This window comes from Micromonospora sp. NPDC007271 (assembly GCF_040634005.1).
Taxonomy (GTDB): domain Bacteria; phylum Actinomycetota; class Actinomycetes; order Mycobacteriales; family Micromonosporaceae; genus Micromonospora.
In genome coordinates this window covers 1-14,455 of sequence record NZ_JBEYER010000022.1, presented here as the reverse complement: position 1 = coordinate 14,455, position 14,455 = coordinate 1, and the positions used below count along the sequence as shown (strand labels likewise).

12 protein-coding genes and 3 pseudogenes are annotated in these 14,455 nt (G+C 71.5%); 10 read left to right on the top strand and 5 right to left on the bottom strand.

What is annotated here, in order from left to right; genetic code table 11:
• Positions 1-52 precede the first annotated feature (52 nt).
• From ABZ570_RS10760 to rny, 7 genes and pseudogenes are all read left to right on the top strand, one after another.
• Positions 53-1,342, top strand: a complete 1,290-nt coding sequence (locus tag ABZ570_RS10760; RefSeq protein ID WP_358060188.1) for an MFS transporter — start codon at positions 53-55, stop codon at positions 1,340-1,342.
• A 3-nt stretch (positions 1,343-1,345) separates the two neighbouring features.
• Positions 1,346-1,546: a DUF3046 domain-containing protein gene (locus tag ABZ570_RS10755; RefSeq protein WP_302767406.1), complete on the top strand. Its 201-nt coding sequence runs from the start codon at positions 1,346-1,348 to the stop codon at positions 1,544-1,546.
• A gap of 185 nt (positions 1,547-1,731) precedes the next feature.
• Positions 1,732-2,346 (top strand): annotated as a pseudogene (gene recA, locus ABZ570_RS10750) (recombinase RecA); the annotation flags it as partial.
• A pseudogene (locus ABZ570_RS10745) lies at positions 2,338-3,198 on the top strand (recombinase RecA); the annotation flags it as partial. The pseudogenes recA and ABZ570_RS10745, both read left to right, overlap by 9 nt.
• A 135-nt stretch (positions 3,199-3,333) precedes the next feature.
• A pseudogene (locus ABZ570_RS10740) lies at positions 3,334-3,870 on the top strand (recombinase RecA); the annotation flags it as partial.
• Between the two features lie 8 nt (positions 3,871-3,878).
• Positions 3,879-4,562: a regulatory protein RecX gene (locus ABZ570_RS10735; RefSeq protein WP_358060184.1), complete on the top strand. Its 684-nt coding sequence runs from the start codon at positions 3,879-3,881 to the stop codon at positions 4,560-4,562.
• A gap of 865 nt (positions 4,563-5,427) precedes the next feature.
• Positions 5,428-7,194, top strand: coding sequence for a ribonuclease Y (gene rny, locus ABZ570_RS10730; protein ID WP_358060181.1), 1,767 nt, complete (start codon positions 5,428-5,430; stop codon positions 7,192-7,194).
• Between the two features lie 166 nt (positions 7,195-7,360).
• Here the strand turns inward: rny and ABZ570_RS10725 are convergent, their stop codons facing one another.
• From ABZ570_RS10725 to ABZ570_RS10710, 4 genes are all read right to left on the bottom strand, one after another.
• Entirely contained in the window at positions 7,361-8,254 is an 894-nt protein-coding gene (locus ABZ570_RS10725; protein ID WP_358060178.1) for an amino acid ABC transporter permease, read from the bottom strand.
• Positions 8,254-8,928: an amino acid ABC transporter permease gene (locus tag ABZ570_RS10720; protein ID WP_358060175.1), complete on the bottom strand. Its 675-nt coding sequence runs from the start codon at positions 8,926-8,928 to the stop codon at positions 8,254-8,256. Before ABZ570_RS10720 ends, ABZ570_RS10725 begins: the two co-directional genes overlap by 1 nt.
• A gap of 78 nt (positions 8,929-9,006) precedes the next feature.
• Positions 9,007-9,873: a glutamate ABC transporter substrate-binding protein gene (locus ABZ570_RS10715; protein ID WP_358060172.1), complete on the bottom strand. Its 867-nt coding sequence runs from the start codon at positions 9,871-9,873 to the stop codon at positions 9,007-9,009.
• A gap of 57 nt (positions 9,874-9,930) precedes the next feature.
• Positions 9,931-10,686 (bottom strand): amino acid ABC transporter ATP-binding protein, encoded by a 756-nt coding sequence (locus ABZ570_RS10710; RefSeq protein ID WP_358060169.1) that lies wholly within the window; start codon positions 10,684-10,686, stop codon positions 9,931-9,933.
• Positions 10,687-10,883: 197 nt separating this feature from the next.
• Between ABZ570_RS10710 and selD the strand changes: the two genes are divergently transcribed.
• The gene (gene selD / locus ABZ570_RS10705) at positions 10,884-11,873 is read left to right on the top strand and encodes a selenide, water dikinase SelD (protein WP_358060166.1); all 990 of its coding nucleotides are present in this window, start codon (positions 10,884-10,886) and stop codon (positions 11,871-11,873) included.
• A 203-nt stretch (positions 11,874-12,076) separates the two neighbouring features.
• Complete coding sequence (locus tag ABZ570_RS10700) at positions 12,077-12,556, top strand: hypothetical protein (protein ID WP_358060163.1); 480 nt, start codon at positions 12,077-12,079, stop codon at positions 12,554-12,556.
• A 54-nt stretch (positions 12,557-12,610) separates the two neighbouring features.
• Here ABZ570_RS10700 and ABZ570_RS10695 read toward each other — a convergent pair whose 3' ends face one another.
• Complete coding sequence (locus tag ABZ570_RS10695; RefSeq protein WP_358060160.1) at positions 12,611-12,838, bottom strand: DUF2277 domain-containing protein; 228 nt, start codon at positions 12,836-12,838, stop codon at positions 12,611-12,613.
• A 52-nt stretch (positions 12,839-12,890) separates the two neighbouring features.
• Here ABZ570_RS10695 and miaB point away from each other — a divergent pair, with 52 nt between their 5' ends.
• Positions 12,891-14,390 carry a tRNA (N6-isopentenyl adenosine(37)-C2)-methylthiotransferase MiaB gene (gene miaB, locus ABZ570_RS10690; protein WP_358060157.1) on the top strand — a complete coding sequence of 500 codons (1,500 nt, stop codon included), beginning with the start codon at positions 12,891-12,893 and terminating at the stop codon, positions 14,388-14,390.
• Positions 14,391-14,455 lie beyond the last annotated feature (65 nt).

The following is a 14,455-nucleotide window of genomic DNA, read 5'->3' as shown; positions in this document are numbered from 1 at the left end:
CGGTCCGGCCCGGTGCGGGACGATGGTCACCCATCACCGAGGAGCACCACCCATGGCCACCGACCTGACCACGCCGCCGCAGGCCCGGCCCGACGTCGCCCCGATCCAGCGGCGGACGGTCCGGCTGCTCTTCCTCACCCAGATCATCGGCGGCATCGGCGTCACCATCGGCATCTCCGTCGGGGCGCTGCTCGCCGCCCGGGTCGCCGGCACCGCCCTGGCCGGGCTGGCCCAGAGCGCCGGGGTGGTCGGCGCGGCGCTGCTCGCCGTACCGGTCACCCGACTCATGGCGGCCCGGGGGCGGCGGCCCGGCCTGGCGGTGGCGTACCTCACCGGGGCCGTGGGCGGCGTGCTGGTGGTGGTCGCCACCGTCGTCGACCTGGTGCCGCTGCTGTTCCTCGGGATGCTGCTCTTCGGCGGCGGCACCGCCGCCAACCTCCAGGCCCGCTACACCGCCGTGGACCTGGCCGAGCCGGCCCGGCGCGGCCGGCAGCTCTCCCTGGTCGTCTGGGCCACCACCATCGGCTCGGTGGCCGCGCCGAACTTCGCCACGCTCGCCGACGACACCACCCGCGGCTGGGGTCTGCCGCCGCTGGCCGGCCCGTTCGCCTTCAGCGCCGCCGCGTTCACCGTGGCCGCCGTCGTACTGCTGCTTCTGCTCCGGCCCGACCCGCTGCTCACCGCGCGCCGGCTGGCGGCGGCCGACGCCCCGGCCGCCCCGACCGCCCGGCGCGCGGGCGTGACGGCGGCCTGGCGGACGATACGCGAGCGGCCCGCCGCCCGCCTCGGCATCGCCGCGGTGGCGATGGGCCACCTGGTGATGGTCGCGGTGATGTCGATGACCCCGGTACGCCTCGGCGAGTCACACTCCGACGCGGACGTGCTGCGGGTGGTCGGCATCGTGCTGAGCCTGCACATCGCCGGCATGTACGCGCTCTCCCCGGTGGTGGGCTGGCTCACCGACCGGCTGGGCCGGCGCCCGGTGATCCTCGGCGGGGTGGCCCTGCTGGTGGTCGCCTGCGCGATCGCCGGCACCGCCGGGCACCACACGCCGCTGCTCTCGGTGGGCCTGCTCCTGCTCGGGCTGGGCTGGTCCGGGACCATGGTGGCCGGCTCGACCCTGCTGTCGGAGTCGGTGCCCACGGCCGCCCGGCCGGGTGTGCAGGGGCTCTCCGACCTCATCATGGGCCTGGCCGGGGCCGGCGCGGCGGCGGCCAGCGGGTTTGTCATGCGGGCGGTGGGCTACCCGACCCTGACCCTGCTGGCGGCGATCGCGGTGGTGCCCCTGGTGGCGCTAGCGTTGCGTCCAGTGCCCACCGGGGCGCCCGACAAGGAGGACTGACCAGTGCGCCTGACCGACTTCTGGGCCCGGTTGGAGGAGGCGTTCGGGCCGGGGTACGCGGCCAGCCTCGCCAGCGACCAGGTGCTGTCCCAGCTCGGCGGGCGGACCATCGAGCAGGCCCTCGCGGCGGGTGAGGAGACGCACGTCGTGTGGCGGGCAGTGGTCGCCGCCTATCCCGACCGGGTGCCCGCGCGGCTACGCTGAGCAGCCTTTTCCCCGGGTCCGCGTGTCGCTTGCCGACTCGTACAGTTGTTCGGCTATTGTCCACAGCGGGGTGCTCGTCCACAGCTCGCGGCCCGTCGGCTGGTTTTCTGTCGGACCCAGCGCCTAGCGTGTCCCGCGTGACGCGAAGCTCAGGTAAGACGCCGGCGAAGGCAGGGGTGGCAACGATGGCGGCAGGGCCGGACCGGGAGAAGGCACTCGACCTTGCTCTCGCTCAGATCGACAAGCAGTTCGGCAAGGGTTCGGTGATGCGGCTGGGGGAGCGGCCGGTCGTGCAGACCGCCGTGATCCCGACCAGCTCCATCGCGCTCGACGTCGCGCTCGGCGTGGGCGGTCTGCCCCGCGGCCGGGTCATCGAGATCTACGGCCCGGAGTCCAGCGGTAAGACCACGGTCGCCCTGCACGCGGTGGCCAACGCCCAGCGGGCGGGCGGCATCGCCGCCTTCATCGACGCCGAGCACGCGCTCGACCCGGAGTACGCGAAGGCCCTCGGCGTCGACACCGACGCCCTGCTGGTCTCCCAGCCGGACACCGGCGAGCAGGCGCTGGAGATCGCGGACATGCTGGTCCGCTCCGGCGCGCTCGACATCATCGTGATCGACTCGGTCGCCGCCCTGGTGCCGCGCGCCGAGATCGAGGGCGAGATGGGCGACAGCCACGTGGGTCTCCAGGCCCGGCTGATGAGCCAGGCACTGCGCAAGATCACCGGTGTGCTCAACAACACCGGCACCACGGCGATCTTCATCAACCAGCTCCGCGAGAAGATCGGTGTCATGTTCGGCTGCATGTCGTACTCGACCAGGGTCACCCTGGCCGACGGCACGCAGGAGAAGATCGGCAAGATCGTCAATCAGCGGATGGACGTCGAGGTTCTCTCCTACAACCCGGAGACCGACCGGGTGGAGCCGAAGCGGATCACGAACTGGTTCAACAACGGTCCGGCCGAGCAGTTCCTCCAGTTCACCGTTGCCAAGTCGGGCGGCAACGGCCGGGCCCAGTTCGCCGCGACCCCCAACCACCTGGTCCGCACTCCTGGTGGCTGGCGGGAAGCGGGCGAGCTGATCGCCGGCGACCGGGTCATGCTGGCTGAGCCGCGACGCCTCAGCGAGCAGCAGTGGCAGGTCGTGCTCGGTTCCCTGATGGGCGACGGTGCCCTGTCGCCGAACCGGCGGGACCGCTCCGGCGTCCGCTTCCGGCTGGGGCACGGCGTGCAGCAGGTCGACTACCTCGACTGGAAGGTCTCTCTGCTCGGCAACATCAGCCACTCCCGGCGGACCGACGCCCGGGGTGCGGCCTTCGTCGACTTCACCCCGCTGCCAGAGCTGGGCGAATTGCGGCGTGCGGTCTACCTCGGTGACGGCAAGAAGCACCTCAGCTGGGACTACCTCAAGGCGTTGACCCCTCTCGCCCTCGCCGTCTGGTACATGGACGACGACTGCTTCAGCCTCCGTTCCAAGGGCGTCCAGGAGCGTACGGCGGGCGGTTCCGGTCGAATCGAGATCTGCGTGGAGGCCATGGCCGAGGGGACCCGTGAGCGGCTGGTCGAGTACCTGCGCGACGCGTATGGCATGGACGTGAAGCTGATGGCCCGCGGTGCACGACAGACCGCGTCGATCGTGTTCACCACGGAGTCGTCGGCGAAGTTCCAGGAGCTGATCGCCCCGTACGTGCCGGAGGCGATGGAGTACAAGCTGCTTCCGCGCTTCCGTGGCCAGTGCTCCGTGGAGCCACAGTTCGTCGCGGAGGAGCTCACGCCGGTGCCGGCACGCATCATCGACGTGCACGTCAAGCCCAAGACCCGGTCGATGAACCGGTTCGACATCGAGGTGGAGGGCAACCACAACTACTTCGTCGACGGGATCATGGTGCACAACAGCCCCGAGACGACGACCGGTGGTCGGGCGCTGAAGTTCTACGCCTCGGTCCGGCTCGACGTGCGCCGCATCGAGAGCCTCAAGGACGGCACCGACGTGGTCGGCAACCGCACCCGGGTCAAGGTCGTGAAGAACAAGGTCGCCGCGCCGTTCAAGCAGGCCGAGTTCGACATCATGTACGGCAAGGGCATCTCCCGCGAGGGCTCGCTGATCGACGTCGGCGTGGAGCAGTCGATCATCCGCAAGTCCGGCGCCTGGTACACGTACGACGGCGACCAACTCGGCCAGGGCAAGGAGAAGGCCCGCGAGTTCCTGCGGGAGAACCCGGACGTGGCCGCCGAGATCGAGAAGAAGATCCTGGAGAAGCTCGGCGTCGGGATCGGCGTGGGCGACGCCGCCGGTGGCCCGGAGCTGCCGCCGGTCGACTTCTGACCTGACCCGTGGCAGGACGACGCGCCCGCACGGGGCGAGGCTGGGATGCCAGCCCGCCCCGTACGGGTGACGCCACCACACCCCGCCCCCGCCGGGGCCGCCGCGCCGAGGGGGTCGATCCGGAGGCCACGCCGCCCCGGGACGAGGCCGAGGTGGCCCGGGAGATCTGCCTGCGGCAGCTCGCCGTCCGGCCGCGTACCCGGGCCGAGCTGGCCGGCGCCCTCGCCCGGCGAGGCATCTCCGAGGAGGTCGCGGCCCAGGTCCTCGACCGGTACGACGAGGTGGGCATCGTCGACGACGCCGCCTTCGCCCGGGCCTGGGTGAGCAGCCGGCACGCCGGCCGTGGCCTGGCCCGGCGGGCGCTCGCCAACGAGCTGCGCCAGCGCGGCGTCGACGGCGAGGTGGCCAGCGAGGCCCTCGGCGAGCTGGACGAGGAGACCGAGGCGGAGACGGCCCGTGCCCTGGTGGAGCGGAAGCTGCGCGCCACCCGGGGCGAGCCTGACGCGGTGTTCCGCCGCCTCGTCGGCATGCTGGCCCGCAAGGGCTATCCGCCGGGTGTGGCCATCCGGGCGGTGAAGGAGGCCCTCGCCGCGCAGAGCGCCGAGGCGGCCGAGTTCGCCGAGCACATCGACGCCGACGCTCTCGCCGACGCCGAGCAGGAGCTCGACCGGGATACCCGCACCCTCGACTGACCGCCGCCACCGAAGCGCCGGCCGCGCCGCCTCGGCCCGATCATCTTCCGAATCTTGGAGAGCTGCCGTCTGTGCGGAACGGTAGGTGTCCAAGATCTGAGGAAGCTCCGCCCTGAGCAGGCCGGGAAGCTGGTCGCGGTTCAGTGCGAGCGAGGTTTGTCCGGCCGTGTCCGGCATCTGTTCGGCGTAGCGTGACTCCGTGATATCTCTCCGTCCGGGTGGTTTGATCATGAGTTCTTGACCGAACGGCCCTCGGAGACCTAGCCTCGCCATAAGGCTCACATTGCCCGACCAGCGCAGGCTAAGCGCACAACATAGATCGCGTAACAGAACAGCATCACTTTGGCCAGCTGCACCGGCCCTTGACGGCAGCTCCGGACCGGCGGTCCGGAGCCGACCGACAACTGCAACCGGCGCCGGCGATGCCCCAACGGTGGGGCATCGCCGAGGGAAAGCTACCCACGGCCAGCCGCTCCGGTCGGGCGTCCAGAGCCGCAGGCGCGTGCCCCTCGGGCACACCGCCTGCGGCGTGACGTTCAGGGGAGGCGGCCATGGCGGGGCGGCACAGGTTCACCGGCGGTCTTCCACACGTCACCGGCCGCTCGTCCCCGGAGGCCGGCCCGGGCGCCGGCCCTGGTGCCGGCCTGACGGCCGCGCTTCCCGCCGTGGCCGTCTCCCGACAGCACGGCGACCGCCGGGTCCGGGCGGGCCGGGGTCACCATCCCGCGCGGCCCGACGTGGCGGGCGGCAGGGCACGGTGGCCCGCGCCGAGCGAGTCGGTGAACGCGGCCGGGCACGAGCACGCCGCCGGCCGTCACGCGGCCACCGCACGCCGGGGTTCCGGTCGGCGCCTCGGAGCAGCCGTATGAGCCCGTTCAACATCGTCCTCCTCACGGTGGTGCTGCTCCTCGCCGTCGTGGTGGTCGGTGCCGTTCTGCTCGGCGCTCGCACCCTGCGCCGGCTCAGCCTCCCGCCCGCCCCCGCGGATCCGGCCTTCATCGCCGAGAAGGACCGGCAGGAGCAGTCGCTGGCGGCGCTGCGTAGCGCCGCCGACGAGGCGAACAGCACGATCGACGTGGCGAAGTCCGCCGCCGCCGCGGCGCGGGCGGAGGCGGCCGCCGCGAAGGCGGAGGCGAAGGCGGCCCGGGCCGAGGCCCGGCGGGTCCTCGACGACGCCCGAGCCGAGGCCGACACCGTGCTGGAGCGGGCGCACAAGCAGGCCGAGGCGGACGCCGAGCAGCTGCGCGCCGCCGCCCGGCGCAGCGGCGAGCGGGAGGTGGCGGTACTCGCCGCGACCACCCGCGAGCAGGCCGCCGAGGTCGAGCGGCGGGCGGCCAGGATGGACGAGCGGGAGCGGCTGCACACGGAGGAGGTGGAGCGGCTGGCCGAGCGGGAGCGGCAGCTTACCGCCGCCAGTGCCGCCCTGGCCGCCCGGGAGGGCGCTCTGGCCGAACGGGAACAGGCGCTCGCGCAGGCGGAGGAACACCGCCGCCGGGAGTTGGAGCGGGTGGCCGGGCTGACCGCCGAGGCGGCCCGGGCCGAGCTGGTCGAGTCGATCGAGAGCCAGGCCAAGCGGGAGGCCGCCCTGCTGATCCGGGACATCGAGTCGGACGCGCGCAACACCGCCGAGCAGCGCGCCCGGCACCTCGTCGTCGACGCCATCCAGCGGGTCGCCAGCGAACAGACCGCGGAGAGCGTGGTGAGCGTCCTGCACCTGCCGGGCGACGAGATGAAGGGGCGGATCATCGGCCGGGAGGGGCGCAACATCCGCGCCTTCGAGTCGGTCACCGGGGTCAACCTGATCATCGACGACACCCCCGAGGCGGTGCTGCTCTCCTGTTTCGACCCGGTACGCCGGGAGGTCGGCCGGCTCACCCTGGAGAAGCTGGTGCTCGACGGCCGGATCCACCCGCACCGGATCGAGGAGGTCTACGACCTGGCCCGGCACGAGGTGGAGGAGCTGTGCCACCGGGCGGCCGAGGACGCCCTGGTCGAGGTCGGCATCACCGAGATCCATCCGGAGCTGGTCACCCTGCTCGGCCGGCTGCGCTACCGGACCTCGTACGGCCAGAACGTGCTCAAGCACCTGGTGGAGACCGCGCACATCGCCGGGATCATGGCCGCCGAGCTGCGGCTGGACGTGCCGACGATCAAGCGGTGCGCGTTCCTGCACGACATCGGCAAGGCGCTCACCCACGAGGTGGAGGGGAGCCACGCGATCATCGGCGCCGACCTGGCCCGCAAGTACGGCGAGAGCGAGGACGTGGTGCACGCCATCGAGGCGCACCACAACGAGGTGCCGCCACAGACCATCGAGGCGGTCCTCACCCAGGCCTCGGACGCCTGCTCCGGCGGGCGGCCCGGCGCGCGGCGGGAGAGCCTGGAGGCGTACGTCAAGCGGCTGGAGCGGATCGAGGAGATCGCGGCCGGCAAGCTCGGCGTGGAGAAGGTCTTCGCCATGCAGGCCGGCCGGGAGATCCGGGTGATGGTCAAGCCGGAGGACGTCGACGACATCGGCGCCGCGGTGCTGGCCCGGGACGTGGCCAAGCAGATCGAGGAGGAGCTCACCTACCCCGGCCAGATCCGGGTGACCGTGGTCCGCGAGTCCCGGGTCACCGAGATCGCCCGCTGACCCAGGGACGCGGGCACCGCCAGGAGGTCCGCGCTCCGGCCACGGGTCACCCGGAAACGCTCGGGTCGCGGGGAAAGGCACGGTCGCGCGGAAACGACAGACGCCGTGCCACCCGCGAAGGTGGCACGGCGTCGTCAGCGCCCGGCTCAGCCCTGGCCCGCCGGGCTCAGCCCTGGGGCTCGGCGATGGTGGCTCCGCCGGCCGGGGTCGAATCCGGCGCGGCGGCCGTCTGCTTCGGAAGCCGGAAGAACACCCGCCGGCGGCTACGCCGGTCCAGCCAGCCGGCCAGCGCGGTGAGCAGCGAGTTGAGCACGATGTAGATGGCGGCCACCACGATCGCGGCGGCGACCACGTTGCCGTAGTTGGCCGCAACGTCGTTCACGCCGCGCTGGAGCAGCTCGGGGAAGGCCACGATGTAGCCGAGCGCGGTGTCCTTGAGCAGGACGACGAGCTGGCTGACGATCACCGGCAGCATGGCGCGGGCGGCCTGCGGCACCAGGATCATGCGCATCACCTGGTTCTTGCGCATGCCCACGGCGTACGCGGCCTCGGACTGACCGTTGGGGATGGCTCGGATGCCGGCCCGGAACGCCTCGGCGAGTACCGAACCGTTGTAGAGGGTGAGTCCGACGACCACCGACCAGAACGCCGACACCGGCCCCTGGATGAGGAACGGCACGCCGTAGAAGATGAAGAAGATCATCAGCAGCAGCGGGACGGCCCGGAAGAACTCCACCACCACGCCGGCCGGGACCCGGATCCACCGGTGGTCGGAGAGTCGGCCGACCGCGAAGACGACGCCGAAGGCGAGCGAGAGCACCATGCCGGTGCCTGCGGCGAACAGCGTCTGCCCTAGCGCCGGCACGATGAAGTCGGTCCACGTCGTCGACTTCGTGAACGGCGTCCACAGCCGGCTCTCCCACTGGCCGGCCTGGTCGAACTTGGCGTAGACCCACCAGAGCAGGGCGACCAGCCCGACGCCGAAGACGACGCTGAGCACCGCGTTGCGGACGCGGGCCCGAGGCCCCGGGTGGTCGTAGAGAACGGTGCTGGTGCTCATCAGCGCTTCACCGCCAGTCGGTTGGCCAGCCAGCCGAAGAAGTAGCCGGTGGGAACGAGGAGCGCGGCGAACGTGCCGGCGAACACCAGGAAGATCGGGATGACCGCGTCACCGTTGTCGTTGATCAGCTGTTTCATCACGCTGGACGCCTCGATCAGGCCGATGGTGCCGACGATCGTGGCGTTCTTGCAGAGCGCGATGAGGACGCTGCCCAGCGGGGCCACCACGGCCCGCCCGGCTTGCGGCAGGATCACGATGCGCAGGGTCTGGAAGAAGGTCAGCCCGATCGCCCGGGCCGCCTCCGCCTGACCGGCCGGCACCGTGTTGATGCCGGAGCGGACGGCCTCGCAGACGAACGCGGCGGTGTAGACCGACAGGCCCACCACGCCGAGCCAGAAGTTGTTCAGGTTCAGGTCGTCGGAGAGGCTCAGGCCCAGCGTCGAGAAGAGGCCGAAGTAGCAGAAGAAGATGATCAGGGTGAGCGGCGTGTTGCGGAAGACATTCACCCAGGCCGCGCCGACCCATCGCAGCACCGGCACCGGCGAGACCCGGAACGCGGCGAGCAGCACGCCGAGCACCAGCGCGAAGACCGCCGAGGCGCCGGTCAGCTTGAGAATCCAGAGAAAGCCCGACAGATACGCGTCGAGGTTGGTCGGATCAGCGAATACGTGCATGCGTCGACTCCCGGGAGCGTCGTCGGCGTCGTGACAGGCCAGGGCCGGCACCCGTACGGATGCCGGCCCCGGAACCGGTCAGACGCTGCCGCAGTTGGTCAGCTTGGTGGTGTCCAGCTCGGGCGCGGCCTTGCCGCTCTTGCCCAGGGTGGCGTCCCAGGCGGCCTTGTAGGAGCCGTCCGAGGCGGCGGCCTTGAGGATCTCGTTGATCTTCTCGCAGCCGTCCTTGTCGTCCTTCTTCAGGCCGATGCCGTACGGCTCGGTGGAGAAGGTCTTGCCCACGACCTTGAACTTGCCGGCGTACTGGGACTGGGCGGCGTAGCCGGCGAGGATGATGTCGTCCGTGGTCACCGCGTCGACCTGGCCACCCTCAAGGGCCGTGATGCACTTCGAGTACGCGTCGAACTGCTGGAGCGAGGCCTTCGGGTAGTCGGTCTGGATCCGCTTGGCCGGGGTGGAGCCCTGCGCCGAGCAGACCTTCTTGCCCTCCAGCGACTCCGGCCCGGTGATGGTGGAGTCGGCCTTCACCAGCAGGTCCTGGCCGGCGATGTAGTACGGCCCGGCAAAGTTGATCTTCTGCTTGCGCTCGTCGTTGATCGTGTAGGTCGCCACGACCAGGTCGACGGTGCCCTGCTGGATGAAGGGCTCGCGGTTGGCCGAGACGGTGGTCTTCCACTCGATGTTGTTCGCGTCGACGCCGAGGCCCTTGGCCACGATCTTGGCGATCTCGACGTCGAAGCCCTCGTACTGGCTGCCGGTCTGCAGGCCCAGGCCCGGCTGGTCGGCCTTGACGCCGATGACCAGCTTCTTCTGGCTCTGCGCCTTACCGACGATGCCCTTGGCGCTGCTGCCGGAGCCGCTGTCCCCGTCGTTGCCGCCGCAGGCGCTCATGCCGAGGGCCAGGGTCGCCGCTGCGGCGACCGCCGCCACGCGCTTGTAACGCATACTCATCTCCTTCTTCGACAAGAGCCGCCGGGGGATGGCGGGCTCCATTACAGACGCTCAGTGCGTGAGGATCTTGGACAGGAAGTCCTTGGCCCGCTCGCTGCGCGGGTTCGCGAAGAACTCGGTCGGCGGGGCGTCCTCGACGAGCCTGCCGTCCGCCATGAAGATCACCCGGTTGGCCGCGTGCCGGGCGAAGCCCATCTCGTGGGTGACCACGATCATCGTCATGCCGTCGCGGGCCAGCGAGGTCATCACGTCGAGCACCTCGCCGACCATCTCCGGGTCCAGCGCGCTGGTCGGCTCGTCGAAGAGCATCGCCTTGGGCTGCATGGCCAGCGCGCGTGCGATCGCCGCCCGCTGCTGCTGGCCGCCGGAGAGCTGCGCCGGGTACTTGTCCGCCTGGTTGGCGATGCCGACCCGGTCGAGCAGGGCCAGGCCGCGCTCGCGGGCGGCGGCCGGCTTCTCCTTGCGGACCTTCACCGGGCCGAGGGTGACGTTCTCCAGGATGGTCTTGTGCGCGAAGAGGTTGAACGACTGGAACACCATGCCCACCTCGCTGCGCAGCTTGGCGAGGGCCTTCCCCTCGGCTGGCAGCGGCGTGCCGTCGAAGGTGATGGTGCCCGAGTCGATGGGCTCCAGCCGGTTGATCGTCCGGCAGAGCGTCGACTTGCCGGAGCCCGAGGGGCCGATGACCACGACCACCTCGCCCTTGCCGATGGAGAGCGAGACGTCGTCGAGCACGTGCAGCGGGCCGAACCACTTGTTGACCCCGTCCAGCACGATGAGCGGTTCGCCCGTCGTCACGTCGTCCACCGTCCCTGTCGTCCGTGCGGAAAGCGGGGGCGGTCGCCCCCTGGTTGGGCCACTGTAGGCGGCCGTATGTGTCGGCATGCAACTCAGATGGTCACGGTGCGGTAACACCGGTCACCACTGTGCCGAGGAGTCCGAATTACGTCACTGACCGGCCCGTCCGGGTGGCGGCCCCGGCAGTCCGGGTAGATCATGTGGGGATGACCGAGCCCCTCCGGCTGACCGATTACGCCCGCGGCGGCGGGTGCGCCTGCAAGATCCCCCCGGGGGAGCTGGAAGCCCTGGTCGCCGGGCTCGGCCCGGGCGACGGCGCCGCCGACCTCCTCGTCGGGCTGGACCACGGCGACGACGCCGCGGTGGTCCGGCTGGACGAGCGCACCGGCCTGGTCAGCACCGCCGACTTCTTCACGCCGGTGGTGGACGACGCGTACGACTGGGGTCGGATCGCCGCCGCCAACGCGCTCTCCGACGTGTACGCGATGGGCGGCACCCCGCTCGTCGCGCTCAACCTGCTCTGCTGGCCCCTGGACGTACTCCCGGTGGAGCTGGCCCGCGAGGTGCTGCGCGGCGGCCAGGACGTGGCCCGGGAGGCCGGCTGCCACCTGGCCGGCGGGCACAGCGTGGACGACGACAGCCCGAAGTACGGCCTCGCCGTCACCGGGGTGGTCCGGCCGGAGGAGCTGATCACCCTGGACGCCGGCCGTGCGGGCCTGCCGCTGTCGCTGACCAAGCCCCTCGGCGTGGGGGTGTTGAACAGCCGGCACAAGCGGACCGGGGAGCGGTTCCCGGAGGCGGTCGCCGCGATGACCCGGCTCAACCGGGACGCGGCCCGGGCGGCGGTGGCCGCCGGCATCCGCTGCGGCACCGACGTGACCGGCTTCGGGCTGCTCGGGCACGCCTCGAAGCTGGCCCGGGCCAGCCGACTCACCGTCGCGATCGACGCGGCGGCCGTGCCCTACCTGCCCGGGGCGCGAAAGGCGGTGCGCGACGGGTACGTCAGCGGCGGCACCCGGCGCAACCTCGAATGGGTGACCCCGTGGACCGACTTCGGCGACCTCGCCGAGGGGGAGCGGCTGCTGCTGGCCGACGCGCAGACCTCGGGCGGGTTGCTGGTCGCGGGCGAGGTGCCCGGGGGCACGGTGATCGGCGAGCTGCTGCCCGCCAGCGAGCACCTCGTCCGGGTCCGCTGAAACCTCATGTCGCTGGCTCCGGCGGGGCACCATACCCGATAAACTGTCATCTTCCCGCTACTCCGAGCAACAGCGCCGGAGGAAATTTTGCCCGGATTGGTCACAGACCGGTAACTTGCCCCCGGCTGAGGTCATATGCACCCCACCATCGTCAGTAAGGCCCGATCCGGAGGCCGGTGGGACGAGCACAGCGAGGAGGCGGCATGGCCGAGCTGTGGAACTGGAGAATCGACGGTGCGGCGCCCGTGGAGGTCTACCCGGCGCTAGCCGAGGCGCTCGGCCGGGTGGTGATGCCCCTCGCCGTCGCCGAGCCGGCACGACTACCCGCGTACGCGGTGGTCTGCGACGTGTGGGAGGTGCCGGGGGTGTACGGCACCGTGGTCGACTGCTACGGGGTGCCCGAGAGCCTGGCCGAGCTGCCCAGCATCGCGGCGCTGGCCAAGCTGCTGGACCGCAACTGCCTGATGCGCGACGACACCCTCGACGCCGGGCGGCACCTGCTGGTGGCCCCGGACGGCACGATCCGCCCGGTGCACTTCGACGTCGTCGAGACCGACGAGGGCGAGGTGCTCAGCGACCAGCGGCTCTGCACCATGGCCCACCCCGGGTGTCGGGGCTGGTCGCAGTGCCACCGCTCGCAGTGGGGCCCCGACTCGGTCGCCCCGGCCCTCGCCGCCGCCTGACCCGGGCCGGCGCGGCTGCGCCGGCCCCTGGTCGGGCCCGGGCAGTCGGCCGGGTCAGGCCCGGGCGGTCGGCTGCTGGCCCCGGACCACCAACTGGTCGAGCAGGGTCGCGGTGGCCGCCGCCACGCTGTCCACGGCCGCCTCGAACGCGGCGGCGTTGTGCGCGGCGGGGCTACGGAATCCCGAGATCTTCCGGACGTACTGCAGGGCGGCCGCCCGGACGTCCTCCTCGGTGACCACCGGCACGTACGGCTCACGCAGGGTCTTGATGCTCCGGCACATGGCTCCTCCTCGTTCGTTCCGACCAGCTCGGCCCGGATACGCTGTCCGGGTCATGACTACCGCAGCCGCGGGCAGCCCGCGCACCTACCAGGTGCGTACGTACGGCTGCCAGATGAACGTGCACGACTCCGAGCGCATCTCCGGCCTGCTGGAGGCGGCCGGGTACGTGCGCGCCGCCGACGCCGACGAGCATCCGGACGTCGTGGTGTTCAACACCTGCGCCGTGCGCGAGAACGCCGACAACCGGCTCTACGGCAACCTGGGTCATCTGCGCCCCGTGAAGACCAGGCACCCCGGGATGCAGATCGCGGTCGGCGGCTGCCTGGCCCAGAAGGACCGCGGCGAGATCGTCCGTAAGGCCCCCTGGGTGGACGTGGTCTTCGGCACGCACAACATCGGCTCGCTGCCGGTGCTGCTGGAGCGGGCCCGGCACAACGCCGCCGCCGAGGTGGAGATCCTCGAGTCGCTCGAGGTCTTCCCCTCCACGCTGCCGACCCGCCGCGAGTCGACGTACGCCGGCTGGGTGTCGATCTCCGTGGGCTGCAACAACACCTGCACGTTCTGCATCGTGCCCTCCCTGCGCGGCAAGGAGAAGGACCGCCGCCCCGGCGACATCCTCTCCGAGGTGCGCGCCCTGGTCGACGAGGGCGTGCTGGAGGTGACCCTGCTCGGGCAGAACGTCAACTCCTACGGCGTCGAGTTCGGCGACCGGTACGCGTTCGGCAAGCTGTTGCGTGCCTGCGGCGACATCGAGGGACTGGAGCGGGTCCGGTTCACCAGCCCGCACCCGAAGGACTTCACCGACGACGTGATCGCCGCGATGGCCGAGACGCCCAACGTGTGCCACTCGCTGCACATGCCGCTGCAGTCCGGCTCCGACGACGTGCTGCGGGCCATGCGCCGCTCGTACCGGTCGGAGAAGTACCTGGGCATCATCGAGAAGGTCCGGGCGGCGATGCCGGACGCGGCGATCACCACCGACATCATCGTCGGTTTCCCCGGCGAGACCGAGGCCGACTTCGAGCGGACCCTCGACGTGGTCCGCGAGGCGCGGTTCGCCTCCGCGTTCACCTTCCAGTACTCCAAGCGCCCCGGCACCCCGGCCGCGACCATGGACGGCCAGCTCCCCAAGCAGGTCGTGCAGGAGCGGTACGAGCGGCTGATCGCCACGGTGGAGGAGATCACCTGGGCGGAGAACAGGAAGCTCGTGGGGGAGACGGTCGAGGTGCTCGTCGCCGTCGGCGAGGGACGCAAGGACGAGCGCACGGGCCGGATGTCCGGCCGCGCCCGGGACGGCCGCCTCGTGCACTTCGATGCCGGCAGCCTGGCCGGGCAGGTCCGCCCGGGCGACATCGTGCACACCACGATCACCTACGCCGCCCCGCACCACCTCAACGCCGACGGGGAGCCGCTGTCGCACCGGCGTACCCGGGCCGGCGACGCCGCCGAGGCGGGCCGCGCCCCGCGTACCCCGGGGGTGCTGCTGGGGCTACCCACCATCGGCGCGCCGGCCGCGGCGCCCGCGCCGACCACCGGCTGCGCCGCGCACTGAGGTAGGCAGGGGCCCCAGCGGGAAGGATCGCGGCGAGGTGGCCCCCGCCGTCGTACTCCTCGTCG

Bases quoted from the DNA above. Each gene is read 5' to 3' on its own strand.
- ABZ570_RS10715 (WP_358060172.1), bottom strand. From the start codon at position 9,873: ATGCGTTACAAGCGCGTGGCGGCGGTCGCCGCAGCGGCGACCCTGGCC.
- ABZ570_RS10695 (WP_358060160.1), bottom strand. From the start codon at position 12,838: ATGTGCCGGAGCATCAAGACCCTGCGTGAGCCGTACGTGCCGGTGGTC.
- miaB (WP_358060157.1), top strand. From the start codon at position 12,891: ATGACTACCGCAGCCGCGGGCAGCCCGCGCACCTACCAGGTGCGTACG.
- rny (WP_358060181.1), top strand. From the start codon at position 5,428: ATGAGCCCGTTCAACATCGTCCTCCTCACGGTGGTGCTGCTCCTCGCC.
- ABZ570_RS10760 (WP_358060188.1), top strand. From the start codon at position 53: ATGGCCACCGACCTGACCACGCCGCCGCAGGCCCGGCCCGACGTCGCC.
- ABZ570_RS10700 (WP_358060163.1), top strand. From the start codon at position 12,077: ATGGCCGAGCTGTGGAACTGGAGAATCGACGGTGCGGCGCCCGTGGAG.
- selD (WP_358060166.1), top strand. From the start codon at position 10,884: ATGACCGAGCCCCTCCGGCTGACCGATTACGCCCGCGGCGGCGGGTGC.
- ABZ570_RS10725 (WP_358060178.1), bottom strand. From the start codon at position 8,254: ATGAGCACCAGCACCGTTCTCTACGACCACCCGGGGCCTCGGGCCCGC.
- ABZ570_RS10720 (WP_358060175.1), bottom strand. From the start codon at position 8,928: ATGCACGTATTCGCTGATCCGACCAACCTCGACGCGTATCTGTCGGGC.